Genomic DNA, 25,001 nt, shown 5'->3' with positions numbered 1-25,001 from the left:
AACATTCCGATAGGTCGCTAACTATTAAAAAATCTCAGGCGGGACTGGCCTCGTACCCCTCCTCTTTAATGGCTTGGAGCACGGCATCGACCGACAACGAACTCTGGACCTGAACGGTCCTGGCGCCCAGATCGATCTGCACCTGCGCCGCCGGATCCTTGGCCTGCACAGCCTCGGTGATGGCCTTGACGCAGTGACCGCAGGACATTCCCTGAACATTGAATGTTTGCATGAGATGACTCCTTGGGATTGAGGTTGCCAGCAGTTTCAAGCTTGCCATCATGGAAAGGTCAAGTTCTGACGAAAACTGCCGGGCTGGCAATCGCTGCCAAGCTCGGCCAAGCTGCACACATCAAGGATTTCACACCGGAGGTTCAGCCATGCGCTGGTCAGCGTTCAGCCTGTTTTGCATGCTCGGTTTGTCAGCGGTGAGCCCTCAGGCGTTGGCCGTCGGCGAAGACTACGGCGTGCTGATCATTTCCCGCGAGCGCCTGGAAGTGCCGACTTCCTGCGAAATCGGCATCTATATCGGCGATCAGCTCTCGGGGCGTTTGTTCCAGGAACAGAGCACCTCTTTCAACCTGCCACCCGGAAAGTTCTCCTTGCGCTTGAAGCTGCTGCCAGGCCAGGCGCCGGGCTGCAGCCCAGGCATGCTTGCGCCGGGGTCGCAGGATGTGACGCTCAAGGCTGGCGACATACTGAAGTTCCGCATTGCCATGACCCAGGAAGGGATGTATCTCAAGCCGGCTGAGCTGGGTTATTGACCCCTTAGATAAAAAGTGGGAGCAAGCCCGCTCCCACAAAGTGTGTGTGCAAGCGTTTGGATTAGCGCTTGACCTTCCCGGCGTGGCAAGGTTGATCCTGTAGTCATTCACTACAGGGAGCCTGTCCGATGTCTGAATCCACCCTTTTCGATCTGCCGATTGCCGGGATGACCTGTGCCAGCTGCGCCGGGCGGGTCGAGCGCGCCTTGAGCAACGTCACAGGGGCCAGCGCCGTCAGCGTGAACCTGGCGACCGAACAGGCGCGGATCCAGGCGCCCGAGGGCAGCCTGCCAGCCTTGATGCAGGCCGTCGAACAGGCCGGCTACAGTGTCCCCGTCCAGACGCTGGAACTGTCCATCGAGGGAATGACCTGTGCCTCATGCGTCGGCCGGGTCGAGCGTGCCCTGAGCAAAGTCGCCGGGGTGAACCGTGTCAGCGTCAACCTCGCCAACGAACGGGCCCACCTGGACTTGCTCGGCCGGGTCGACCCGCAAACCCTGATCGATGCGGTCAAGGGCGCCGGTTATGACGCCAGTGTCTGGCAGGCCGAGCAACCCCATGACGCACAAAGCAATCGCCTGAATCGCGAGCGCCTGGCCTTGGTGCTGGCGATTTTGCTGTCCGTACCGTTAGTGCTGCCCATGCTTTTGCAACCGTTTGGCGTGCATTGGATGCTGCCGGCCTGGGTTCAATTCGCTTTGGCGACGCCGGTGCAGTTCATTTTCGGTGCGCGCTTCTATATCGCGGCCTACAAGGCCGTGCGTGCCGGGGCCGGGAACATGGATCTGCTGGTGGCCCTGGGCACCAGCGCGGGTTATGGCTTGAGCATTTATGAATGGGCCATTGCCCGCCCTGGCAGCATGCCGCACCTGTATTTCGAGGCCTCGGCCGTGGTGATTGCCCTGGTATTGCTCGGCAAATACCTGGAAAGCCGCGCCAAGCGCCAAACCGCAAGTGCTATCCGCGCCCTCGAAGCCTTGCGACCGGAGCGGGCGATTCAGGTCATTGACGGGCAGGAGCGGGACGTCGCCATCAGCGCCCTGCGCTTGAATGATCGGGTGCTGGTCAAACCCGGCGAACGCTTCCCGGTGGATGGCGAAGTGCTGGAAGGCCAGAGTCACGCTGACGAAGCCTTGATCAGTGGCGAAAGCCTGCCGGTGCCCAAACAGCCCGGCGACAAGGTGACGGGCGGTGCCATCAACGGCGAAGGCCGCCTGCTGGTGCGCACCCTGGCCCTGGGCACGGAAACCGTCCTGGCGCGCATCATCCGCCTGGTGGAAGACGCCCAGGCGGCCAAGGCCCCCATTCAAAAGCTGGTGGATAAAGTCAGCCAGGTCTTCGTGCCGGTCGTGCTGGTGCTGGCATTGGCGACGTTGATCGGCTGGTGGTTGTATGGCGCCCCCCTGGAGACGGCACTGATCAACGCTGTCGCCGTGCTGGTGATCGCCTGCCCGTGCGCCCTCGGTCTGGCGACACCCACGGCAATCATGGCCGGCACCGGGGTGGCTGCCCGCCATGGAATCCTGATCAAGGATGCCGAGGCCTTGGAGCGCGCCCATGAAGTCGACACCGTGGTGTTCGACAAGACCGGAACCTTGACTTCCGGCACACCACGCATCGCCCACTTGAGCGCTCTGGACGGTGACGAAGACAAGCTGCTGCAAATGGCCGGCGCCCTGCAACGCGGCAGCGAACACCCCCTCGCCAAGGCGGTGCTGGATGCGTGTGCGGAGCGCGGCCTGGTTGTCCCGGACATCAACGACAGCCAGTCGCTGACCGGACGCGGTATTGCCGGCAGCCTGGACGGACAGCGTCTGGCCCTCGGTAACCGACGTTTGCTGGACGAACTGGGCCTGGCCCCCGGTTCGCTGAGCGAGTCGGCCCAGGCCTGGGAGACCGAGGGCCGAACCCTGTCCTGGCTGATTGAGCAAAACGCAACGCCACGGGTGCTGGGCCTGTTCGCTTTCGGCGACACACTCAAGCCCGGCGCCCTGGCGGCCGTACACGCCCTGAATGAACGCCATATCGGCAGCCACCTGCTGACTGGCGACAACCGCGGCAGTGCCCGGGTGGTGGCCGAGGCATTGGGCATCGCCAACGTTCATGCCGAAGTACTGCCGGCCGACAAGTCCGCCATCGTCCAACAGTTGAAGACCCATGCGGTGGTGGCCATGGTAGGCGACGGCATCAACGACGCCCCGGCCCTCGCCGCCGCGGACATTGGCATTGCCATGGGCGGCGGCACCGACGTGGCAATGCACGCCGCCGGTATTACCCTCATGCGCGGTGATCCACGGCTAGTGCCCGCGGCGCTGGAGATCAGCCGCAAGACCTACGCCAAGATCCGTCAGAACCTGTTCTGGGCATTCGTCTACAACTTGATCGGTATTCCCCTGGCGGCATTCGGCTTCCTCAACCCGGTGCTGGCCGGCGCGGCCATGGCCTTGTCGAGCGTCAGCGTGGTGAGCAACGCGTTACTGTTGAAACTCTGGACACCCAAACACCTGGAGGACAAGCGATGAACATCGGCCAAGCGGCCCGCCAGAGCGGCCTGAGTGCGAAGATGATCCGGTACTACGAATCCATTGGCCTGCTCAAGGCGGCTCATCGCACCGACAGCGGCTACCGGATCTACGGTGCCGATGACCTGCACACCCTGGCCTTTATCAAGCGCTCCCGGGACCTTGGGTTTTCATTGGAAGAGGTCGGCAAATTGCTGACCCTCTGGCAGGACCGCCAACGTGCCAGCGCCGACGTCAAGGCCTTGGCCCGGCAACACATCGACGAACTGAACCAGAAAATCCGCGAACTGGCCGAACTGCGCGACACCCTCCAGGACCTGGTGGAACACTGCCACGGCGACCACCGCCCGGACTGCCCGATTCTCAAGGAACTGGCGTCGGGGTGTTGCGAGAAGACAGTGCATGCTTGAGCGAAGGTGAGAGTGAGCCTGCTCGCGATGACGTCGGCACATCCTACATCCATGCAGGCTGATACACCGCTATCGCGAGCAGGCTCGCTCCCACAGGGGATTTGTGCAGGACGCAGGATCCATATACCCCCGAGAACCAATGTGGGAGCGAGCCTGCTCGCGATGACGCCGGCAYATCCTRCATCCATGCAAGCTGATMCACCGCTATCGCGAGCARGCTCGCTCCCACAGGGGATTTGTGCAGGACGCAGGATCCATATACCCCCGAGAACCAATGTGGGAGCGAGCCTGCTCGCGATGACGCCGGCATATCCTGCATCCATGCAAGCTGATCCACCGCTATCGCGAGCAGGTTCGCTCCCACAGGGGATTGGTTCCGAACGCAGGATCCATATACCCCCGAGAACCAATGTGGGAGCGAGCCTGCTCGCGATGACGCCGGCATATCCTGCATCCATGCAAGCTGATCCACCGCTATCGCGAGCAGGCTCGCTCCCACAGGGAGTTGGTGGCGGACGCAGGTGTTGAGGGCCTCACAAAAAACAGTGTGGGATTTTTTGGGCAGCCACAAAAAACCCGGCCTGGGCCGGGTTTCTGGTCAAGCGCTCACTGCATCCAGGGCGGAGGCGGTTCTTCGGTTTTGCCGGGTGGAGCGTCGTCAGCGGCGCGGACGGCCTGGCGGCGTTCCTCGTCCAGACGGGCAGCCTCGATTTCACGCATGATCCCGCCGACATCCGCCAGTTCTTCCGGCTCATCGAACTCGCCGGTCAGCACGCTGGCCGGGTGCAAGGTGCCAGCCTCATACAACGCCCACATTTCCTTGGCGTACCGGGTGCGCTTGAGCTCCGGGGCAAACCGGCCGAAGTAGGACGCCATGTTGCCCACATCCCGCTCCAGCATGCTGAAGGCGTGATTGTTGCCAGCGGCGTCCACCGCCTGCGGCAGATCGATGATCACCGGGCCCGTCGGCGTAAGCAGCACGTTGAACTCCGACAGGTCACCGTGCACCAGACCGGTACACAGCATCAACACAATCTGGGAGATCAGGAACGCGTGATACTCACGGGCCTGATCCGGCTCCAGTACCACATCGTTCAGACGCGGTGCCGCATCGCCGTATTCGTCAGCCACCAGCTCCATCAGCAGCACGCCTTCGAGGAAGTCGTACGGCTTGGGCACTCGCACGCCCGCACCGGCCAACCGGAACAGCGCCGCCACTTCGGCATTCTGCCAGGCGTCTTCAGTTTCCTTGCGCCCGAACTTGGAGCCCTTGGCCATGGCCCGGGCCTGGCGGCTGTTACGCACCTTGCGGCCTTCCTGGTATTCGGCCGCCTGACGAAAACTTCGCTTGTTCGCCTCCTTGTAGACTTTGGCGCAACGTAACTCGTTGCCGCAGCGCACCACATAAACAGCTGCTTCTTTACCACTCATGAGTGGGCGCAGCACCTCGTCGACCAGACCGTCCTCGATCAGGGGTTCAATGCGTTTTGGAGTCTTCATCAGCTTTTATTGTGGGTCCTTTATTACCGAACACGCGAATGACAGTCGTTATACGGCAATCCTCCCTCCACGGGGAGGGGTTGCCGACTTATGAACCCTTCGATGCACACAATGTGCCGGATTAAATCGACCGAGCCGAATCATAGCCGAGACAGCGCATAGCGTTGGCAACTGAATGCAAAGGCATTTGCGACAAGAGCTGACAGCCATGCCCAGTGCAGCTGATTCAATGTTTAAACAACTCCCCCGGGGTCAATCCAAACATCCCCTTGAACGCCACTATGAAAGCGGACGTGGAATCGTAGCCACAGGACAACGCCGCGCCGGTCACGCTATCGCCTTTTTCCAACGACCCCAGGGACGACAACAGCCGCGTACGCTGGCGCCAGGCGCGAAAGCTCAGGCCGGTTTCGCGCTGGAACAGACGCATCAGGGTTTTTTCCGATGTGCCCAGGCGCTCGGCCCACACTTGCAAAGTCACGTTCTGGTCGGGCTGTTCGATCAGCTCGTTGCACAACGCCAGCAGACGCGCATGCCGGGGAAGTGGCAGGCAAAAGCCAACCTCCGGCAGTGTTGCCAACTGGTCCAGCAACACTTGCACCAGTCGCGCTTGCTGGGTATCGCCCTGAGCGTAATCGGCCGGCAACTGACAAAAAGCCTTGATCAGCTCCCGCGCCAGCGGCGTGACCTCCAGCACTCGGCAGCGTTCATCGGCCCACGGACAGGCTTCGCGACGAACATAAAGGCTGCGCATTTCTGCCCGGGTGGAGGTCACCACATGATGCTCCAGGTCGGCAGGAATCCAGATGGCCCATTGTGGCGGGGCGAAAAAACTGCCTTCGGCGGTGTGCACACCCAGCACGCCACTGATGGCGTAGGAAAACTGCACCCAATCATGACGATGGGCCTGGGTCCACGAACCGGCGCTCAAGCTTTCGACACGGGCATAAAGCGGCCTGGGCAATTCCGTCAGGTCGGGAATGCGTCTTTCGAGTTGTTGGTGTCCGTTAGTCGGCATGGATTGGCCTTATGTCGCAAGACGGCTGCAAGTGCCGACGTTAGGCTAAGTCGACTTTTCTTACAACTTGCGGTGCCGTATGCACATTTTCAGACACCTCAAACGCCTGGTAACCGACTGGTTCCTGTGCGGCATGCTGCTTGCCACGTTGCTGGCGTATCTGTTTCCCAGCTTTGGCGCCACGGGTGGCGCCATGCATGCCGAGTGGGTGGTCAATATCGGCATCTTTGTCGTGTTCTTCCTGCACGGGATAAACCTGTCCGGCGAGCAGATCCGCCACGGTCTGAGAAACACCCGACTGCACTTGATGGTGCAGCTCTTTACCTTCGGCGTGTTTCCGTTGATCTGGCTGGTCAGCGATTGGCTTCTGGGCCGCCATGTGCCGTCACTGCTGATGCTGGGGTTCTTCTACCTGTGCGTCCTGCCCTCGACCATTTCATCCTCGGTGGCCCTGACCGGCAGCGCCGGCGGTAACGTACCGGCGGCGATTCTCAACGCGAGCCTGTCCAGCGTGCTGGGGATTTTCCTGACGCCACTGCTGGTCAGTTTCGTGGTCGGCAGCGGCGCCGGGGGTATCGATCTGGGTGCGACTTTGCTCGACCTTTGCCTGATGTTGCTGCTGCCGCTGGTGCTCGGACAGTTACTGCGCCGCTGGCTGGCCGGTTTTTTCGGGCGGTACAAACGCTACACCAGCATCATCGACAAACTGGTGATCCTGCTGCTGGTCTACGCGGCGTTCTGCAATTCGATGGTGTCCGGGATCTGGCAACAACAAGGCAACACCGTGCTGCTCAGTGCATTGCTTGGCAGTGCCGTGTTGCTGGCAATCATTTTGTGGATGACCACCCGCACCGCTCGGGCCCTGCGGTTCAGCAACGCCGATGAGATTGCCGCGGTGTTCTGCGCCAGCAAGAAATCCCTGGCGGCCGGGGTGCCGATGGCCGCGTTGATTTTCGGCAACAACCCCGGCCTGGGGCTGATCCTGCTGCCGATCATGATCTATCACCCGTTGCAGCTGATCGTCTGTTCGATCCTGGCCGAACGCTACGCCAACCGCCAACGGGAACTCATTCATCAACAACGCGAGGCGTCCCTCAACGCTCAATGATTGCCGTCACACCCTGGCCACCGGCCGCGCAGATGGAAATCAGACCGCGGCCCCGCCCCGCCGCGTCCAGCAACTTGGCGAGGTTGGCGACGATTCTTCCACCCGTGGCGGCAAACGGGTGGCCGGCGGCCAGGGAGCTGCCTTTCACGTTCAGCCGGCTGCGGTCTATGCTGCCCAACGGAGCGTCGAGGCCCAGTCGCGTCTTGCAATAATCCGGGGCTTCCCAGGCTTTGAGCGTGCATAACACTTGAGCGGCAAATGCCTCGTGGATCTCGTAGTAATCAAAGTCCTGCAACGTCAGGCCGTTGCGCGCCAGTAACCGAGGCACGGCGTAGGCCGGCGCCATCAACAACCCTTCTGCTCCGTTGACGAAATCCACCGCTGCCGTTTCGCCGTCGCGCACATACGCCAGGATCGGCACCCCCCGGGACTTGGCCCACTCTTCGCTGCCCAGCAGCACCAGTGACGCGCCATCGGTCAATGGTGTGGAGTTGCCCGCCGTCATCGTGCCCTTGGCGCTTTTTTCGAAGGCCGGCTGGAGGGCGGTGAGTTTTTCCAGGGTCAGGTCCGGACGCAGGTTGTTGTCCCGTGTCAGGCCGAGAAACGGCGTCATCAAGTCGTTCTGCCAGCCTTCGGCGTAGGACGCGGCCATTTTCTGATGACTTTCCAGGGCCAATTGGTCCTGCTCCTCCCTGGGAATCTGCCAGGTCTGAGCCATCAGTTCGCAATGCTGGCCCATGGACAGGCCGGTTCGTGGCTCGCCATTGCGCGGCAGTTCGGGAACGAGGTGCTGGGGACGCAGTTGCAGGAAGGTCTTGATTTTCTCAGCGGTGGTTTTGGCGCGATTGGCTTGCAGCAGGATTCTGCGCAGCCCTTCGTTGACGCCAATCGGCGCATCCGAGGTGGTGTCTACGCCGCCGGCAATGGCACTGTCGATCTGCCCGAGGGCGATCTTGTTGGCCGTCAACAGCACAGTCTCCAACCCCGTGCCGCAAGCCTGTTGCAGATCGTAGGCAGGGGTGGTGGGCGATAGCCGCGAGCCGAGCACGCATTCGCGGGTCAGGTTCAGATCCCGGGAAAGCTTGAGCACCGCACCGGCGGCCACCTCACCGATGTGCAGGCCATGCAGGTTATAGCGCTCGATCAGCCCCTCGAGCGCGGCGGTCAGCATCGCCTGGTTGCTGGCGGTGGCATAGGCCCCGTTGGAGCGGGCGAAGGGGATGCGGTTACCACCAATGATCGCGACGCGGCGTAGCTGTGTCATGAAGAACTCCCTGTGTATGTCCGGATGCGCCAATGGGCCTGCGGAAACCCGGCTCCCGCACAAGCTTAGGCTTTATCTGGCCAATCGAACGACTGATTGCCAATCATGGTCCACACTTTGAACCTCATCAGCCGGAGTGTGTTCCATGTCAGACCGTTATATCGACTTCGCCAATTCGCCCCTGGGCCTGCGTCTGGTCGGTGCGCTGGGCCTGCCATCGCCGGCCCGCCTGGAGCGCTGGCAGGCCGGGCGGCTGCGGCCGATCGAAGGTGCGTTGCTGTTGGGCGGCGGGCCGTTGACCGAACAGATCGGCGCATTTGCCAAGCGCCTGACCGATGCGATCTTCATCTACGGGGGCGAACCGACACTGGCCACCGAATGGATCCCCGGTCACGGTCCGAAAATCAAGGCGGTGGTGTACGACGCCAGTCATCTGGCGCAGGCCGACCAGCTCAAGCAACTGCGCGAGTTCTTCCAACCCCTGATGAAGAACCTCGACCACAGCGCCCATGTCGTCATCCTCGGCCGCGCTCCGGAAGGTCTCGCCGATCCGTTTGCCGCCAGCACGCAGCGGGCCTTGGAGGGCTTCAGCCGTTCCCTGGCCAAAGAGTTGCGTCATGGCGGGACGCTGCAATTGCTGTATGTGGGTGACGGCGCCGAGGCCCAACTGGAAGGTGCGCTGCGGTTTTTCCTGTCGCCCAAGAGCGCCTACGTTTCCGGCCAGGTCATTCGCCTTGATGCCTGCCAGGCCCAGGTCCAGGACTGGACGCGTCCGCTCACCGGCCTCAAGGCTCTGGTCACCGGCGCGGCCCGCGGGATCGGCGCCTCCATTGCCGAAACCCTGTCCCGCGATGGCGCCGACGTGATCCTGCTGGACGTCCCGCAGGCCAAGGCCGATCTCGAAGCCCTGGCTGCGCGCCTTAGCGGGCGCAGCGTGACGCTGGACATTTGTGCTGAAGACGTCGCTACACAGTTGACTGAACACCTGCCCGACGGCATCGACATCGTGGTACACAACGCTGGCATCACCCGGGACAAGACGCTCGCCAACATGACCCCGGAGTTCTGGGACGCGGTGCTGGCGGTCAACCTCAACGCGCCGCAGGTGCTGACCAAGGCCCTGCTCGACAGTGGCACTCTGCGGGACAATGGCCGAGTGATTCTGCTGGCGTCCATCAGCGGCATCGCCGGCAATCGCGGCCAGACCAATTACGCGGCAAGCAAGGCCGGGTTGATCGGCCTGGCCCAGGCCTGGGCGCCGGTCCTGCAACCTCGGGGGATCAGCATCAATGCCGTGGCCCCGGGTTTCATTGAAACCCGCATGACCGCCGACATCCCTTTCGCCCTGCGCGAAGCCGGGCGGCGCATGAGTTCCCTGGGCCAGGGCGGCCTGCCACAGGACGTCGCCGAAGCCGTGGCCTGGCTCGCCCAGCCGGGGACGGGCGCCGTTACCGGCCAAACGCTGCGGGTGTGCGGGCAAAGCCTCCTGGGAGCATGACCATGACGATCCAATGGCATGAAGTAAACGCCGCGCCCGGTATGTCCTCGCTGTACGTGAAAGCCGCGACACGGCGCAAGGTCACTGGAAAAACCTTGCCCCAGGACGGACTGCGCCAAGTGATACAGGTCGATCCGCAACGCCTGGCGGCCTATCGCAAAGTCTGCGGTTTTGCCGAAAACGGACTGCTGCCGCCGACCTACCCCCACGTACTGGCGTTTGCCCTGCAGATGCAATTGCTCACCGCCCGGGACTTTCCGTTCCCGTTGCTGGGGCTGATCCACTTGAGCAATCGCATCCGTGTACTGCGGCCCATGGGCGGGGTCAGCCAAGTGCAGGCTCGCGTCAACGTGCAGAATCTGCAAGCTCACCCCAAGGGCGCGGTGTTCGACCTCGTGACACGCATCGATGATCAATTGGGGCCGTTGTGGGAGGCCGAGAGCCAGATGCTTTGCAAGGGCGTCCAGCTTGACGGCGCGTTGGTGGAAGAGCCGCTGCAAGAGATTCAGGCATTGACTGAAGTGGCGCACTGGACCGCGCCGGCTGACATTGGCCGGCAATATGCCAAGGTGTCCGGCGATTACAACCCGATCCACCTGAGCGGCCTCAGCGCCCGGCTGTTCGGCTTCCCTACCGCCATCGCCCACGGCCTGTGGAACAAGGCCAGGACCCTGGCGGCGCTGGACGAACACTTGCCCGATGCCAACGTCGAGATCGATGTCACCTTCAAGAAGCCGGTGCGCCTGCCCAGCGAAGTGACACTGCTGGCGAGTGCCGCGGGGTCCAGTGGGGACTTGCGATTGATCGGTTCGGGGGAGTTGGAGCATATGGTGGGGAGCTGGCGGCCGGCTGGCTGAGGACCGGCATCTTTGTTGAATGTGCGATGGCTATCGCGAGCAGGCTCGCTCCCACATGGGTTCTCGGGCGTTCATGGGGCCTGCGTTCGAAACAAATCCCCTGTGGGAGCGAGCCTGCTCGCGATAGCGGTGGGTCAGCTTGCATCGATGTTGAATGGGCCGCCGTCATCGCGAGCAGACTCGCTTCCACATGGGTTCTCGGGCGTTCATGGGGCCTGCGTGCGACACAAATCCCCTGTGGGAGCGAGCCTGCTCGCGATAGCGGTGGGTCAGTTGGCGTCGATGCTGAGTCCGCCTACCGCGGCGGATAGTTCGCCAGGATCCGCGCAACCGTCTCACGCACTGCGGTGCTGCGATCCGTCGGATTGGGCGAGTTGCTGAGCATTCGTTCATCACTGCCACGCCACACCAGCTTGCCGTCCTTGCCATCGAGCAGGTCAATCTGCACCGTGGCGACCTTGTAGCTGATGTTGCGGGTTTCGTTGTACATCGGCCCGCCCCAATAGCCATTCCAAGGGCTGCCCCAACCACCGCCGTAGTTGGTCGTGATCTGTTGCTGGCGATCCTCGACGATCAGGTAGGCCTGGACCATCACATCCCCTCGCCCGCCAGCCTGGGCCGGGCGCAGACCGCGCTGGTCGAGTTGATCGGCAACCGCCTGACGGATCCGCTGTTCGGTCAGGTCGCTCTTGATGCGCGGATCATCGGGGCGATATTGCAGCGCCGGCTCTTTCCAGCTCCAGCTGCGGTAAGCCGAGAAATCCCGGCTGGTGTCAAAGTCGTGGTTGACCGGGGTACCCGCACAGGCGCCGAGCAACAGGGTAAAAGCCAGTAGAGCGATACGGCGAAACATGGTTTTTCTCCGTTGCGTAATCAACTTGGAGGATAAGCCGACAGGGCTTTTTCCACCGCTTCGCGAATGGCATCGGTGCGCGCGCTCTGACTGCCGCGCTGGCTGGTCTCGGCGCTGGCGCTCCACACCGGCTGACCATTACGGGCATCGAACAGGTCCACTCGCACCACCACGACCTGCTCCCGATAAGTGCGCACCACCGGCACCGAGTGATACATGCCATAGCCGGGGCCGTAGCGGTCGTAACGGTTATAGCCGCCGTAGTAACCGGAATCATAGTCGTCCCGAACCTGACGCACGCGCGTTTCCAGGCGCAGGTCGGCACTGACGAACAGGTCGGCCGGGCGGTTGTCATGCAATGGACGCAGGCCGCGTTGATCCAGGGCGTTGCTCACCGCTTCAGCCACCTGGGCCGAGTCCGCCCAAGCGGTGCCCGGTGGCAGTCGCCCGTTGAGCCAGGCCCAACTGCGATAGCGCCCGTAGTCACGGGGTGGCGCGGGGTAAGCGCTGCGGTCAAATACCGTGGCGGCCTGCGGCGGCGCCGGTGGCAGCGGGTTAGACGTGGCGACATACGGGTTGCTGCCCTGGCAGGCAGCCAGTCCCAGGCACAACACCAACAACCCTGAACGACCTTTCATTTCGCGCTCCGATTGCTCTTTCAGATCAGAGGGGACGGCAGACCCAGTGCAGATAACGCCCCAACCCGGCAAACGCCGGATGGCGGCGGTGAGCCAGCTCCATCTCCAGCAACTGCGCCAGCTCCACGCGGCCCTGGAACTCCACCGGCATGTAGTCATGGAAAACCCGCACGCCACTTTGAGTTTCGACCTGCCACACGCCTTCAAGTTGCGCCGCCAATTCCCGCGGATCAAGGGGTTGTTGCGGGGTCAGGCTCTGTTTTTCACCGGCCATGTCATTTTTGCGCAACTTGCGAAAATGCCCCTTGAGCAGGTTGCGATAAACCAGCGCGTCGCGGTTGTAGAACGCCAGGGACAACCAGCCGCCCGGAACCGTGAGTTGATGCAGCACCGGCAGGATCGCATGGGGTTCGGCCAGCCATTCCAGCACCGCGTGGCACAGCACCAGGTCGTAAGGCTCAGTGAGCTGGTCGGGCAGCGCCTGCCACGGTGCCTGAATGAACGTTGCGCTCTGACCGGCATCGGCGAATCGCTGACGGGCACCTTCGAGCATGGGCTCGGCTGGTTCGGCCAAGGTCACCTGATGGCCGCGCTCGGCCAGCCACAACGACATGTGGCCCAAGCCGGCGCCTATGTCCAACACACGCAACGGACGCTCAGGCAAGGCTTCAAGCAGATCGGCCTGCAGCACCGCCAGGCGGATCGCACCTTTGGCCCCACCGTAGATTTTTTCAGCAAAGCGCGTGGCGAGCTGATCGAAATGGCGATCGCTCATTGGCCGAACCGCCGCTCGCTGTCGGCCAGCTTGCTGCGCACCACAGCCTCCATATCCAACCCCAGCTCGCTGCACAGCAGCAACAGGTACAACACAATGTCACCGACTTCCTGCCCAGCGTGGGCCAGCTTGTCCGCCGGCAACTGGCGCGACTGGTCCTCGGTCAGCCACTGGAAAATCTCCACCAGTTCGGCCATTTCCACACTGGCGGCCATGGCGAGGTTTTTCGGGCTGTGAAATTGCCGCCAATTGTTACGGTCACGAATGGCATGCAGGCGTTCGGTCAGTTCAACAAGGTTCATCGGGGTCTCCTGAATGCGCATAGCTTCGGGGGGATGACGAGGGAAGGCAAGCGTCTCGGTACGAAGCGGCGTTTTGCCCCATAATCGAACGATCTTGGCCTTCAGCCGCTCTTACAACCAGAAGCCCAAGGCTCGATTCCGATCTCTCTCATCAGGATGTACACATGCAGGTAGAAAGCTTTTTCGAATGGCTCGGCCAGGCGCTCGGTTCGGTGATCCGGTTTATCGTCGACCTGCTCAGCGGCCTGTTCAACACCCTGGCCAATGCTGGCGGCAACTTTGTCGATGGCCTGTCGCGCACACTGGGCATGGACACCTCGATCATCAGCATCATTGCGCTGATCCTCGGGCTGATGCTGCTGTACTCGGCAATCCGCGCCTTCATGCGGGCATCGATCATCCTGGGCATTATCTGGTTGGTGCTGGGGTTGTGGTTGTTGAGCTGGATCATTCACTAGGGCCGAGAGCACTGTGTGGGAGCAAAGCTTGCTCGCGATACAGGCGCCTCGGCGCCCTGAAAGACCGCGTCATCTTCATCGCGGGCAAGCCTTGCTCCCACAGAGTTTTTTGAGATCGAACGCGGAGCGTCCCTAGAGGCATTCCCACGCGGAGCATGAGAACGATCATGCGAGAACCCGCTACAATCGCGCTCCGCCAAGGAGCTCGCATGTCCAACCTGATCACCGACTGGCGCGACCGTCTTACCCACCGCCGGGTATGGGCGCTGGCCGCGCCGATGATTCTCTCGAACATTTCCGTGCCGCTGGTGGCACTGGTGGACAGCACCGTCATCGGCCACTTGCCCCATGCCCATCAGTTAGGCGCGGTGGCGGTCGGGGCGAGTTTGTATACGGTGCTGGCCTGGGCCATGGGTTTCTTGCGCATGGGCACCACCGGGTTCGCCGCCCAGGCAGCCGGGCGTGGGGATGGAGCGGCGTTGAGGCAGGTGCTGCTGCAAGGTCTGCTGCTGGCGATGGGGTTGGCGCTGGTGCTGGGGGCGGTCGGCGTGCCGTTGAGTGGCGTGGCGTTGCATTTCATGCAGCCATCCGCCGAGCTTGAGCAGTTGACCCGGGACTTTTTCCACACCCGGCTGTTTGGCTTGCCAGCGGCGCTGGCCAGTTATGCGCTGGTGGGCTGGTTTCTCGGTGCTCAGAATGCCCGGGCGCCGTTGGCGATCCTGCTGGTGACCAACCTGGTGAACATCGCCCTGAACCTGTGGTTCGTGATCGGCCTGGACTGGGGCGTGACCGGTTCGGCCCGGGCGTCGGTGATTGCCGAGTGGACCGGCGCCCTGGTCGGTCTGATCCTGGCGCGCAACACGCTGCGGGCCTGGCCGGGGCAGATCGCCTGGGCGGCCCTGGGGGTGTGGCAAAGCTGGCGTCCGTTGCTGGCGGTGAACCGGGACATTTTCATTCGCAGCCTGGCGCTGCAAGCGGTGTTCTTCCTGATCACGGTGCAAGGCGCGCGTCTGGGGGATGCGACCGTGGCAGCCAACGCGCTGCTGCTCAATGGTCTGCTGCTGACAGCCCACGCCCTGGACGGTCTGGCCCATGCCGTCGAAGCGCTGTGCGGTCACGCCATCGGCGCCCGCGACCGCCTGGCCCTGCGCCGCTCGCTGGTGGTGGCCTGCGGATGGTCATTGATTGCCAGCGTGGGGTTTGCCTTACTGTTTCTGCTCGCCGGCCACCTGTTCATCGATATGCAGACCGATATTCCGGACGTGCGCGACACCGCTTACCGCTACCTGCCTTACCTGGCAGCGCTGCCGTTGATTGCGGTCTGGAGTTATTTGCTCGATGGCCTGTTCATCGGCGCCACTCGTGCCAGGGAAATGCGCAACGGCATGCTGTTGACCCTGTTGCTGGTGTCGCCGTTTGCCTGGGTACTGCAAGCGCTGGGCAACCACGGGCTGTGGATCACTTTCTTGCTGTTCATGGCTTTGCGCAGCCTGACCCTGGGTGCTTTCGCCTGGCGCATGCAACAGCGCGATAGCTGGTTCGGTGCCGGCGCCCATTGACCTTTTCAACCTTGATTGTCCTGCCACAGCCGCCGCAGGTGATCCAGGCGTTCGCGCTGCGAACCGCCTTTGAGCCCCGGCACGGGTCGGGCATTGGGGTATTGCAGGCGCAGCCATAACCAGTCATCGAGTACCGGTCGTTCGGTGAACCCCAGGGTCAGCCCTTGCTGCAAGTCCTCCCAGAGCAGGCGGAAATCCCGTCCGGTAGAACATGACCACTGCCAGACGTGGCGTTCCAGCAGACATCGCTGCAACTGACTTTGCTGCCAGTCGCTGAGGCTGTGTTCATTTTCCAGTGCCGGTACTGCCAGCCCCGGATTGCAGAGTTGCTGCCAGCCCTGGCTGCCGATGGTCCTGTCGCCCCAGGTCCCGCCGAACCAGCGCACCAGGCTGATCGGCCCCAGCCAGCAACTGAGTTCCCGAGGATCGCAACCGTCGAAGAAATAACTGGCCGTGTGAGGGTTGTAATAGTTCAGCAAGGCCTTGTGATGCAGGCCTAACGTCACCGTCAACATACGCCGCAGATGCGCCAGTAATTGCGCCTCTGACGCTCGGCTGACCAACAACAGCCCCGGCCAGGCGCCGGCATCCAGGTGACACAGGCTGGCCAGTGCCGGCGATTGCTGCAAATCCACCAGCAACGGACCATGCTCCCTCAGCCCGTGCAATTCGGTGCCTTCGAACAAGGCAAAGCGCCGGATCTCGGCGAACTGCTCCTGCAAACGCTGCGCGGTGTCCGGCGCACCGGGTACGTCGAGCAGCAGCCATTGCGGCGCTGATGCAGACATGGCGGCAGCATTCATGGAGCAGCGCCCGCGCCAAGCTGCGTGAGCATGCGGCAGGTGCACAACGGCTGGCTACAGGGGTTGAAGCTGCCGCCTCCGGGCAACAGACACAACAACACCAACGGCTCGGCACTCTGGATCGCCGCCAACAGAAGCGGGTCGAAGCCAGAGCCCTCATGGACTGGTTGGGACGTTTCACTCAGGGGGGATTCATCCGCGTCTTCCCGAGATGCCGGCGCGTCGAGCAGTGCGCTGATCAATGGACGGTCCGGGTCGCCCTCGATAAAACTCACCAGCACCTCGGAGCCCTTGCCAATGGCGTGCCCCCAAGCGGCCAGCTCAGGGGCCAACGGCAGCCAGCAATGACTGGGACTGGCTCCCTCCCCCTGATAGACCCAGTCGAACTGCACCGCCACTCGCCCCGCCACCTGCATCTGCGGCTCATCGACCGTGACCACCCAGCCGCGCTGCCGACTCAGCATGCGAGGTTTTGCCGCAACCCCGGTCGCCACGAACGGCCATCCCGCAGGAATGGCGCGAAAATGGTTGCCATACACGCCGGCCTGCGCGCGATGCTCGACTTTCGTCAACAGCCAGGGCTGGTTCCAGCCTTCGACAGGGTGCCCTGCCAGCGACAGCGTCCGGCCGCAATGCAGCCCCATCAGATCGCTGCGGCCCAAGGCTACCTGCTCCCCCGAAACATCGCTTTGTACACGCCAGTTGCGCACCGCCGGAGCCGTTCCCTCGAGCCTGTAAAACGTCTCGCCATCGGGCAGGGAATCGTCCGTGCTGTCAGCAAAAACCAGACAATGCCCATCCCGAGCCTGCTCGAAATGGAAGTAAATGCCCGCCTCGGCGCACACGCGTTGGAGAAATTGCAGATCTGACTCCCGATATTGGGTACAGAAATCGCGCAGCGGATAATCGCCACTCAAAGCCAGGCACACCTGGCGTCCGGCAATGCCGTGGGCCTTGAGCACCTGGCGAATGATTTGCGGCACTGAGCGGGCACTGAACACCCGCTGGCTGAATCGTTGCGCCAGGCACGCCAGCTTCGGCCCGATGCGTACCCGGCAACCAGCGCCCTGACGATGCTGGACAAGCTCGTGAATCTGCCCATGGATGCCCCGCCCTCCAGCGTCGAAACTCAACCAGACGCTGCGGTAGAGCAACCCGGCAAGGTCCAGGGGCGTATCGCCGATCAACAGCTCCACATCAAAGACAAAGGGTTCGCTGATGGCTTCGCTGCCCGTGAAGGCCACGACAACAAAGGATTCGGGCAGACCGGCTATCTCCAGACGAAATGACGGCTCGCTGGCTGGATCGGACATCGGCGTTTCTCTACAGGAGGGGCGGCTGAGGATTCTCGCTGAGAGCCATGGCCGAGTAGAGAGCCCAAGTACAAGTTAGGAAAGGGACTACACGAAATAAGGACACCACCGGTTAAATGCACCAGTGTTCGGAAATAACCGCGGCACAAATAAAAACGCCCTCCGGGACTATCCGAAAAAACCCGCAGCACACGGTGTATTTTCTGACAGTCCCGGAGGGCGTTCAGGCCGCCATCAGGAAGACAGGTAGGACGACCGCGTCAACCCCAGGCGCAGGGCATCCAGGAACTGGGTGCGTTCCGCGGCGCTGATACGGGCGCTGGCGCATTTGTCGCGGTAGTGGGTCATCAACTCCTCCGGCGACAGGTGCACGTAGCGCAGCATGTCTTCGATGGTGTCGTGGGTTTCGATACCGGCGTGGTACACGCTGCCGTCGGCATTCTGGTAGATGTTCACCGAGTCGGTGTCACCGAACAGGTTGTGCATGTCGCCAAGGATTTCCTGGTAGGCACCCACCAGGAAGATGCCCAACAGGTAATCTTCGCCCGGATTGAGGGAATGCACCGGCAGGCTGGTTTCGATGCTCTGCTCGTCGACGTACTGCTTGATCTTGCCGTCGGAGTCGCAGGTCAGGTCTTGCAGCACGGCGCGGCGCAACGGCTCTTCATCGAGGCGATGCAGCGGCAGGATCGGCAGCACCTGACCGATGGCCCAGGTGTCCGGCAGGCTCTGGAACACCGAGAAGTTGCAGATGTACTTGTCGGCGAGCTTGTCGTTGAGCTCATCCAGCACCTGACGGTGGGAGCGCTGGCGGGCCTTCAACGAGTTATGCAGGCGACGGCACACCGCGAAGTAGCACTGCTCGGCCAGGGCTTTTTCCGCCAGGGTCAGCTTGCCGTCGGCGTACTGGGCGGCCACGTCACTCATGTAGTGGGTGGCGCGCCAGTAGGTCTCGGTGACCATCTCGATATCGGTCGGGCCCAGCAGGTCAACCAGCCACTGCACGGTCTCCGGCAGGCTTTCCTTGTTTTCGATCACCGGCACGTCGTCGTGGTGCTTCTCGACGTCGGTCACCTGCACCACCAGCATCGCGTGGTGGGCGGTCAGGGAGCGACCACTTTCCGAGAAGATGTGCGGATGCGGCAGGCTCTGGGCATCGCAGAACTCCTTGAGCATGCCAACCACGACACCGGCGTAATCGTCCATGTCGTAGTTGATCGAACTGGCATTGCGCGAGTGCGTACCGTCGTAGTCCACGCCCAGGCCACCGCCAACATCGATGTGATCCACCGGCAGGCCGAGGTTGCGCAGCTCACCGTAGTAGCGGATCGCTTCCTTGAAGCCATGCTGGTAGTCCGCCAGGTTGGCGATCTGCGAGCCCATGTGGAAATGCAGCAGGCGGATGCCCTGATCCAGGCCAGCGGCGCGGAAGCGCTCGACCACCGACAGCAGTTGCGCGGCAGACAAGCCGAACTTGGACTTTTCGCCACCGGTATCGGCCCACTTGCTCGACGCCAGGGACGACAGGCGTACCCGCAGGCCGACCTGTGGCTTGACCTTGAGCGACGCGGCTTCTTCGATCACCAGGCCGACTTCGGATTCTTTCTCGATCACGATGAAGACGTTATGGCCCAGTTTCTGGCCCATCAGCGCCAGGCGAATGAACTCGCGGTCCTTGTAACCGTTGCAGACGATAGTCCCGCCCTTGGGCGCCAGGGCCAGCACCGCCAGCAGCTCGGGCTTGGAGCCGGCCTCAAGACCGATGGAAACGTTCTGGGTGGCGATGATGTTTTCGATCACCGCTTCCTGCTGGTTGACCTTGATCGGATAGAGCGCGGTGTACTGGCTCTGGTATTCCAGGCGCGCTATGTTGCTGTCGAACGCACCGGTGAGCTGGCGCACGCGGTCTTGCAGGATGTCGGGGAAGCGCACCAGCAAGGGCAGCGACAGGCCGCTCTGGCGCAACTGGTCGACTTGCTCGAACAGGTCGATGGGCGAACTGCCTGGACCGTTCGGACGGACTTCGACGCGACCGGCGTCATTGATCGCGAAATACCCGGCCCCCCAATGGCGGATCCCGTAAACACTGCGGCTGTCCGCAACTGTCCATTGGCTGCCATCGTCTTTGCGTGTGCGTCGTACGGACATCGAAGTCCCCTATAAAGAAGTCAAAATGCACCATCCGGTAGGAGGCTGGAGCAGTCTAGAGAATGGAAATGACGATTTGCCTGTAAGCAAGGTAGACCCTGCTCACAGCGCTGAGTTTAGAAACCCGTTCAGAACAGGCTCTGTGAAAACCATGTGGGCGACTTCGAACCGTGCTTCGTAGAAAGGGTTCGAATCAAGCCGAGGGTGGTTTTCACAGAGGCTGCTAGCCGCCGGACTTTTTCGCCTTGAAGCCGTGTCGGGTCAGTTCCGCCAGCAGCAGCTCGACGTGATCGCCCTGGATCTCGATGATGCCGTCTTTCAAAGCACCACCGGTGCCACAGCGTTTCTTCAACGTGGTGGCCAGTTCCTTGAGCGCGTCCTCGGCCAGCGGCACGCCAGTGATCGTGGTCACCGTCTTGCCGCCGCGACCTTTGCTTTCACGGCGCACGCGAGCGATACCGTCACCTTCCGGGATGGTGGTCTGTTTGCAGATGCAGGCATCCACCGGCTGGCGGCAATCAGGGCAATGACGACCGGCGTCGGTAGAAAATACCAGGCCGCCCAAGGCGGCGAAGGATGCGGCTTTTTTGGCCACCGGCAATCCTCTTGGGAGGACAAAGACTGGCCGGGCAAAAGTAAGTGCCCCGACCGCGAAGCCCCACTCAGGCAGGGGCAGCGCTACTGGATCGCAGACAGCGATTCAGCTTGAAAAGTCGCGCAGTGTAACGGCAAAAAGCTAACTTGCTAAGGGCCAATCGGCGCCAATTTAGCGCTTCTTTGCGACATCATCGCCATGGGCTCGCAAATAGCGCTCCAGTGCCGCCAGAGAGTCCGGGCAGTAAGGCTTGTGCTGGATTTCATCGAGCACCTGGTCGACCGCCAGGAAACGCGCCTCGAGTACCTCTTCAGGTTGCAGAATCAGCGGCCCGTCCCACACGGCCGAGAACGCCGAGCACCACAGGCGACTGCCGCTGTCTTCGAAATAAAAATGGTCATGGGCCGTCAGTTCGACGCCGCTCACGCCCAACTCTTCCGCCAGCTCTCGAGCCGCCGACTCGGCATAGGTCTCGTTGGCCTGCACCATCCCGCCGGCCGCCACGTCCCAGAAACCCGGATAGATTGCCTTGCTCAGGGTCCGCCGATGAACGCACAACTCACCGGCCGAGTTGAACAGCATGATGTAGGTGCCGCGCCCGATCAGACCGCGCTCACGCAGGTCCGAACGCACCAGGCTGCCAAGCAGGTTGTCGTCTTTATCGACCCAAGCGATAAGCTCGGCATCCGAGGCCACTCGATGAGCGACCTCCCGCGGACTTTCTTCCATCTGTCAGCCCTGGTTCAGCAGTTGCCGCAAGTCGATCACCGCCGCGTTGGCGCGGGAAATGTAGTTGGCCATCACCAGCGAATGGTTCGCCAATACACCGAAGCCGCTGCCATTGAGGATCATCGGGCTCCAGACCGGCTCCTGGGAGGCTTCGAGTTCACGAATGATCTGCCGCACGCTGACCGTGGCGTTTTTCTTTGCCAGCACATCGGCGAAATCCACTTCGATTGCGCGCAGCAAATGCGACAGCGCCCAGGCCTGGCCGCGAGCTTCGTAGAACACGTTGTCGATTTGCATCCACGGGGTTTCGACCACCTCCTCGTCCACTTGCGGTACCTGGCCCGGGGCCGTGACTTCGGTTTTCAGCGAGGTGTTGAGCTTGACCCGGCCCACGCTGGCCGACAGGCGCTGGGACAGCGAACCCAGACGAGTGCCGACATCGCCCAGCCAATTATTCAGGTTATCGGCGCGGGCATAGAACAGCGCGCTTTTCTGGTTCGGATCGGACAGGCGCGCCTGATAGCGGCTCAGCAGAGTGATGCCTTCCTGGTACTCCGACTCACTGGAGGGCAGCACCCAGCTGCGGTTATCGAAGTTGAAGCGCGGCTCGGCCTTGGCCAGGTCGGCGTCCTCGGCGGACTGGGACTGGGATCGGGCGAAGTCCTTGCGCAGAGCGCGGCTCAGGTCGCGTACCTGCACCAGCACGCCATATTCCCAGCTCGGCATGTTGTCCATCCACAGGCCCGGCGGGAACCGGTCGTTGGAAATGTAGCCACCTGGCTTGGTCAGCAGCGTTTCGGCCACGGTCTTGAGGGTCTCGACGGTGGTGTAGCCGATCACCATTTGCCGGCCTTCCTTCTCCGCGGCCGCCTGGGCGTTCTGCTGCACGGGGAACAGGGCGGGCTCCTGGCTCCAGTACCAGCCGACGGCAATGGTCACCAGCAAGTACAGGCCGACCAGGGTGGCCAGTGCCCGGCTGAAAAAAAGCCCACCCAGGTAGCTGCGGGTGGCCGATTTCGGCTCGGCGGCACGTTCAGGCGCGCTGCCCGCGCGGTTTTTCCAGTCCAGCATGGCGATGTCCCTTCAATCACTTGAGTTCACGGTTCGACCACAACCCTACGCCATCGTGCCTGATTTGAAACGCGATAATGCGGCGCAAATCATGCCGACCACGACAGGGCAATCGAACGGCCACTATAAAGGAAGCGCTGTCACCAGCCTACGAAACTGACCGGTCATAAACTGAATACCCTCCCAAGACAGATTATTGACGTATGACACTCATGCGAATGAAAAGAGGTGCTAGCATAGAGCCACCAGTCGATCTCAGCATGCACCCTAACTAGTAGTCAGGATATGACCGAGCCAGAAGACCCCAGCCGTGAGCGCCTCAAGCACCACTTTGCCCAGCGGGTAATTCACCAGGCTCGTCAGATCCTGGAGATCTGGCAGCGCCTGCAACGCAGTGAATGGTCAGGCGTCGACCTGTCGGAGCTCAGCGAAGCCAACCTGCGTTTGCTGCGCTTTGCCGAGCGCTTCGAGCAACCGGAGCATTGCCAGCTCGCCCAGGGCATCAGTCAATCGCTGCAAGCGGTGGAAGCCAATCGCGGGCGTCTGAGCAGCCACCTGATCACTGAAATCAATCGACTGATGCAGCGCCTGTCCCGCACCGGCCTGCGCCATGGCGATCAGCTCGAACAGACCTTCCTGCCGCCGCTGCGCAAACCCATCTACGTGATGTTGCAGGACCATGACCGCGCCGAGCGGCTGGCCAAGCAGTTGGAGTTCTTCGGCCTCAGCGCCCAGGCGCTCGACAGCGTGGCGGCGTTTCGGGCTTCGATGGTCGAGCGCCTGCCGGCCGCAATTGTCATGGACGTGGACTTCAGCGGCCCCGGCATCGGCCTGAAACTGGCCGCCGAAGCTCAGGAAGGTCTGGAGCAGCCGTTGCCGCTCTTGTTCTTCAGCCTGCTGGAAACCGACACGCCGACACGCCTGGCGGCGGTGCGCGCCGGCGGGCAGGAGTTCCTCACCGGCACCCTGGAAGCCTCGAGCCTGCTGGAAAAGATCGAAGTGCTGACCTGCGTTGCCCAGTACGAACCCTACAAAGTGCTGATCATTGATGACTCCCGTGCCCAGGCCCTGCACACCGAGCGCCTGCTCAACAGCGCCGGTATCGTCACCCGCACGCTGATCGAACCGATCCAGGCCATGGCCGAGCTGGCGGATTTCCAGCCTGATCTGATCATCCTCGACATGTACATGCCCGCCTGCACCGGCACGGAGCTGGCGAAGGTGATCCGCCACAATGACCGCTATGTCAGCGTGCCGATCATTTACCTGTCCGCCGAAGACGACCTGGACAAACAGCTCGACGCCATGAGTGAAGGCGGCGACGACTTCCTGACCAAACCGATCAAACCCCGGCACCTGATCACCACCGTGCGCAACCGAGCGGCCCGGGCGCGCAACCTCAAGGCGCGGATGGTCCGCGACAGCCTCACCGGTCTTTACAACCACACCCATATCCTGCAATTGCTCGAAGACTGCTGCTTCCGCGCTCGCCGCGAAGGCAAGCCGTTGAGCTTTGCCATGCTGGACATCGACCATTTCAAACGGGTCAACGACAGCCACGGCCACCCCATGGGCGACCGGGTGATCAAAAGCCTGGCGCTGTTTCTCAAGCAGCGTCTGCGCAAGACCGACTTCATCGGCCGTTACGGCGGTGAAGAGTTCGCCATCGTCATGCCGGACACGGATATCGATGCGGCCTATAAGGTACTGGATGAAATCCGCCAGCGTTTTGCCGAAATTCACTACCCGGCGCAGCCCCAGGACCTGTGGTGCACCTTCAGCGCGGGCGTGGTGCAGATGAGCGAAGAGTCCGACAGCCTGATGATGGCCAGCCAGGCGGACGAAGCGCTGTACCGCGCCAAGCACGCAGGGCGCAATCGGGTACAAAGCGCGCGGCAATCAAAGCAAAGTGCCACCTTTTCATCGGAATCCACCGATTCAGTCATAAACCTGTAACCCAAACGCAATAACTTCAAGCACTTACGATTCTGCCCTTGGTAGACCCTTGATGCGCCTGAAGCTGCTGACCAATCTCAATACCCTTCTTTTAGTTGCCGTGTGCCTTGGCCTGGCTTGCACCCTGTGGTGGTCGCAAATCGCCCTGGAGCGCCCCTATCTGTTGATGGAGCGCTACCTGAGCCTGTCGCGGCAGTTCCAGGGCGAGGTGGCGCGCAACATCGAAGATTACCTGTCCAGCGGCGACGCCTTGCGCCTCAGCGCAGCGACCCAGTCCATTGATACCTTGCAAAAGGACCTGGACCAATTTCCGCCCGAGTTGGCCAAGAGCTTGCGCCCAAGCCTGTCCAGCCTCGACGGCTTCAGCAAGACCGATCTGCTGGCCGCCGGTAAGCTGGCGGGCGATCCGCAAGCCCTGCTGTTGCAGGCCGAACGGGAGCTGAGCGCGAGCCTGGACCGCCTTGCGCAATACGCCAATGGCGCCCCGGCCTACCTGCCGCCGTTGTTCGCCGCTTCGCAACATCTGGGCCGACTGTCCCTCGCCCGGGACAAACTGGTCAGCAGCGGACGCAGCGAATTGGCCGCCGATGTCGAACGGGAACTGCAGAGCATCCGCACACAGGCCGAGAGCCTCGACAGCCTGCCGCTGCTGGGCGTGACAGCCAGCAACGAAGCGCAGGGCGATGATTTCGCTGCGCTGATGGGCTTGCAGACCCAGGAAGAAACCGTCGCCGAAGACGCCGGCATCGCCCTCAAGCGCGAACTCAACAGCCTGCTCGGCCGCTACCCTGCCGAACTGGGGCGCACTCGCGCATTGATCCAGAAGCGCACAGAACTGAGCGGCGCCACGCACTTGAAAA

General features: G+C 62.1%; 23 protein-coding genes. 9 read left to right on the top strand and 14 right to left on the bottom strand.

The genetic code is table 11. The features are described 5' to 3' along the window. Window positions 1-34 precede the first annotated feature (34 nt). Window positions 35-232, bottom strand: a complete 198-nt coding sequence (locus CRX69_RS02820) for a heavy-metal-associated domain-containing protein (protein ID WP_107321491.1) — start codon at window positions 230-232, stop codon at window positions 35-37. Window positions 233-380: 148 nt separating this feature from the next. On the opposite strand from CRX69_RS02820, the gene CRX69_RS02815 reads away from it, so the two are divergent. From CRX69_RS02815 to cueR, 3 genes are all read left to right on the top strand, one after another. Continuing rightward, complete coding sequence (locus CRX69_RS02815) at window positions 381-764, top strand: hypothetical protein (RefSeq protein ID WP_047227414.1); 384 nt, start codon at window positions 381-383, stop codon at window positions 762-764. 128 nt (window positions 765-892) lie between these two features. After that, window positions 893-3,286, top strand: coding sequence for a heavy metal translocating P-type ATPase (locus tag CRX69_RS02810; RefSeq protein WP_107321490.1), 2,394 nt, complete (start codon window positions 893-895; stop codon window positions 3,284-3,286). Then, the gene (gene cueR, locus CRX69_RS02805; RefSeq protein ID WP_047227412.1) at window positions 3,283-3,696 is read left to right on the top strand and encodes a Cu(I)-responsive transcriptional regulator; all 414 of its coding nucleotides are present in this window, start codon (window positions 3,283-3,285) and stop codon (window positions 3,694-3,696) included. The genes CRX69_RS02810 and cueR overlap by 4 nt, the downstream gene beginning before the upstream one ends. A gap of 606 nt (window positions 3,697-4,302) precedes the next feature. Here the strand turns inward: cueR and CRX69_RS02795 are convergent. Both CRX69_RS02795 and CRX69_RS02790 read right to left on the bottom strand, forming a co-directional pair. After that, on the bottom strand, window positions 4,303-5,196 hold the full coding sequence (locus CRX69_RS02795) for a PA4780 family RIO1-like protein kinase (RefSeq protein ID WP_047227411.1): 894 nt from the start codon (window positions 5,194-5,196) through the stop codon (window positions 4,303-4,305). Window positions 5,197-5,422: 226 nt separating this feature from the next. Then, window positions 5,423-6,214, bottom strand: coding sequence for an AraC family transcriptional regulator (locus CRX69_RS02790; RefSeq protein WP_076382810.1), 792 nt, complete (start codon window positions 6,212-6,214; stop codon window positions 5,423-5,425). A 79-nt stretch (window positions 6,215-6,293) separates the two neighbouring features. Between CRX69_RS02790 and CRX69_RS02785 the strand changes: the two genes are divergently transcribed. Next, window positions 6,294-7,322 carry a bile acid:sodium symporter family protein gene (locus CRX69_RS02785; protein WP_107321489.1) on the top strand — a complete coding sequence of 343 codons (1,029 nt, stop codon included), beginning with the start codon at window positions 6,294-6,296 and terminating at the stop codon, window positions 7,320-7,322. Here the strand turns inward: CRX69_RS02785 and CRX69_RS02780 are convergent. Beyond that, complete coding sequence (locus CRX69_RS02780; protein ID WP_107321488.1) at window positions 7,309-8,586, bottom strand: acetyl-CoA C-acetyltransferase; 1,278 nt, start codon at window positions 8,584-8,586, stop codon at window positions 7,309-7,311. The two genes, CRX69_RS02785 and CRX69_RS02780, sit on opposite strands and share 14 nt — an antisense overlap. Window positions 8,587-8,731: 145 nt before the next feature. On the opposite strand from CRX69_RS02780, the gene CRX69_RS02775 reads away from it, so the two are divergent. Next, window positions 8,732-10,084 (top strand): 3-oxoacyl-ACP reductase, encoded by a 1,353-nt coding sequence (locus CRX69_RS02775; RefSeq protein ID WP_107321487.1) that lies wholly within the window; start codon window positions 8,732-8,734, stop codon window positions 10,082-10,084. A 2-nt stretch (window positions 10,085-10,086) separates the two neighbouring features. Next, window positions 10,087-10,941: a MaoC family dehydratase gene (locus tag CRX69_RS02770; RefSeq protein WP_047227406.1), complete on the top strand. Its 855-nt coding sequence runs from the start codon at window positions 10,087-10,089 to the stop codon at window positions 10,939-10,941. A gap of 295 nt (window positions 10,942-11,236) precedes the next feature. Here CRX69_RS02770 and CRX69_RS02760 read toward each other — a convergent pair whose 3' ends face one another. From CRX69_RS02760 to CRX69_RS02745, 4 genes are read right to left on the bottom strand one after another with little or no spacing between them, the layout of a single operon-like run. Further along, window positions 11,237-11,794 carry a DUF4136 domain-containing protein gene (locus CRX69_RS02760; protein WP_047227405.1) on the bottom strand — a complete coding sequence of 186 codons (558 nt, stop codon included), beginning with the start codon at window positions 11,792-11,794 and terminating at the stop codon, window positions 11,237-11,239. A gap of 20 nt (window positions 11,795-11,814) precedes the next feature. Beyond that, window positions 11,815-12,432 (bottom strand): DUF4136 domain-containing protein, encoded by a 618-nt coding sequence (locus tag CRX69_RS02755; RefSeq protein WP_076382818.1) that lies wholly within the window; start codon window positions 12,430-12,432, stop codon window positions 11,815-11,817. A gap of 25 nt (window positions 12,433-12,457) precedes the next feature. Beyond that, entirely contained in the window at window positions 12,458-13,207 is a 750-nt protein-coding gene (locus tag CRX69_RS02750) for a methyltransferase domain-containing protein (protein WP_047227403.1), read from the bottom strand. After that, window positions 13,204-13,509, bottom strand: coding sequence for a MazG-like family protein (locus CRX69_RS02745; RefSeq protein ID WP_047227402.1), 306 nt, complete (start codon window positions 13,507-13,509; stop codon window positions 13,204-13,206). Before CRX69_RS02745 ends, CRX69_RS02750 begins: the two co-directional genes overlap by 4 nt. Before the next feature lie 164 nt (window positions 13,510-13,673). Here CRX69_RS02745 and CRX69_RS02740 point away from each other — a divergent pair, with 164 nt between their 5' ends. Both CRX69_RS02740 and CRX69_RS02735 read left to right on the top strand, forming a co-directional pair. Continuing rightward, window positions 13,674-13,967, top strand: coding sequence for a hypothetical protein (locus tag CRX69_RS02740; protein ID WP_047227401.1), 294 nt, complete (start codon window positions 13,674-13,676; stop codon window positions 13,965-13,967). A 209-nt stretch (window positions 13,968-14,176) separates the two neighbouring features. Continuing rightward, the gene (locus CRX69_RS02735) at window positions 14,177-15,526 is read left to right on the top strand and encodes an MATE family efflux transporter (protein WP_107321485.1); all 1,350 of its coding nucleotides are present in this window, start codon (window positions 14,177-14,179) and stop codon (window positions 15,524-15,526) included. A gap of 5 nt (window positions 15,527-15,531) precedes the next feature. Here CRX69_RS02735 and CRX69_RS02730 read toward each other — a convergent pair whose 3' ends face one another. The 6 genes from CRX69_RS02730 to CRX69_RS02705 all read right to left on the bottom strand — a co-directional run bounded on the left by CRX69_RS02730 (window position 15,532) and on the right by CRX69_RS02705 (window position 22,185). Then, window positions 15,532-16,329, bottom strand: a complete 798-nt coding sequence (locus tag CRX69_RS02730) for a DUF4123 domain-containing protein (RefSeq protein WP_107321484.1) — start codon at window positions 16,327-16,329, stop codon at window positions 15,532-15,534. Further along, window positions 16,326-17,642 (bottom strand): type VI secretion system Vgr family protein, encoded by a 1,317-nt coding sequence (locus tag CRX69_RS02725; RefSeq protein WP_107321483.1) that lies wholly within the window; start codon window positions 17,640-17,642, stop codon window positions 16,326-16,328. The genes CRX69_RS02730 and CRX69_RS02725 overlap by 4 nt, the downstream gene beginning before the upstream one ends. Window positions 17,643-17,876: 234 nt before the next feature. Beyond that, window positions 17,877-19,790: an arginine decarboxylase gene (gene speA, locus CRX69_RS02720; protein ID WP_047227397.1), complete on the bottom strand. Its 1,914-nt coding sequence runs from the start codon at window positions 19,788-19,790 to the stop codon at window positions 17,877-17,879. 223 nt (window positions 19,791-20,013) lie between these two features. Beyond that, entirely contained in the window at window positions 20,014-20,385 is a 372-nt protein-coding gene (locus tag CRX69_RS02715; protein ID WP_047227396.1) for a translation initiation factor Sui1, read from the bottom strand. Between the two features lie 171 nt (window positions 20,386-20,556). Further along, window positions 20,557-21,114, bottom strand: a complete 558-nt coding sequence (locus CRX69_RS02710) for an NUDIX hydrolase (RefSeq protein WP_076382828.1) — start codon at window positions 21,112-21,114, stop codon at window positions 20,557-20,559. Between the two features lie 3 nt (window positions 21,115-21,117). Then, window positions 21,118-22,185, bottom strand: a complete 1,068-nt coding sequence (locus tag CRX69_RS02705; RefSeq protein WP_047227394.1) for a DUF2333 family protein — start codon at window positions 22,183-22,185, stop codon at window positions 21,118-21,120. 285 nt (window positions 22,186-22,470) lie between these two features. Here CRX69_RS02705 and CRX69_RS02700 point away from each other — a divergent pair, with 285 nt between their 5' ends. Then, window positions 22,471-24,141, top strand: coding sequence for a GGDEF domain-containing response regulator (locus CRX69_RS02700; protein ID WP_047227393.1), 1,671 nt, complete (start codon window positions 22,471-22,473; stop codon window positions 24,139-24,141). The last annotated feature ends 860 nt before the right edge of the window (window positions 24,142-25,001 follow it).

The sequence above is a fragment of the Pseudomonas rhizophila genome (genome assembly GCF_003033885.1).
Classification (GTDB): domain Bacteria; phylum Pseudomonadota; class Gammaproteobacteria; order Pseudomonadales; family Pseudomonadaceae; genus Aquipseudomonas; species Aquipseudomonas rhizophila.
This window is presented reverse-complemented; position numbering and strand designations above follow the sequence as displayed.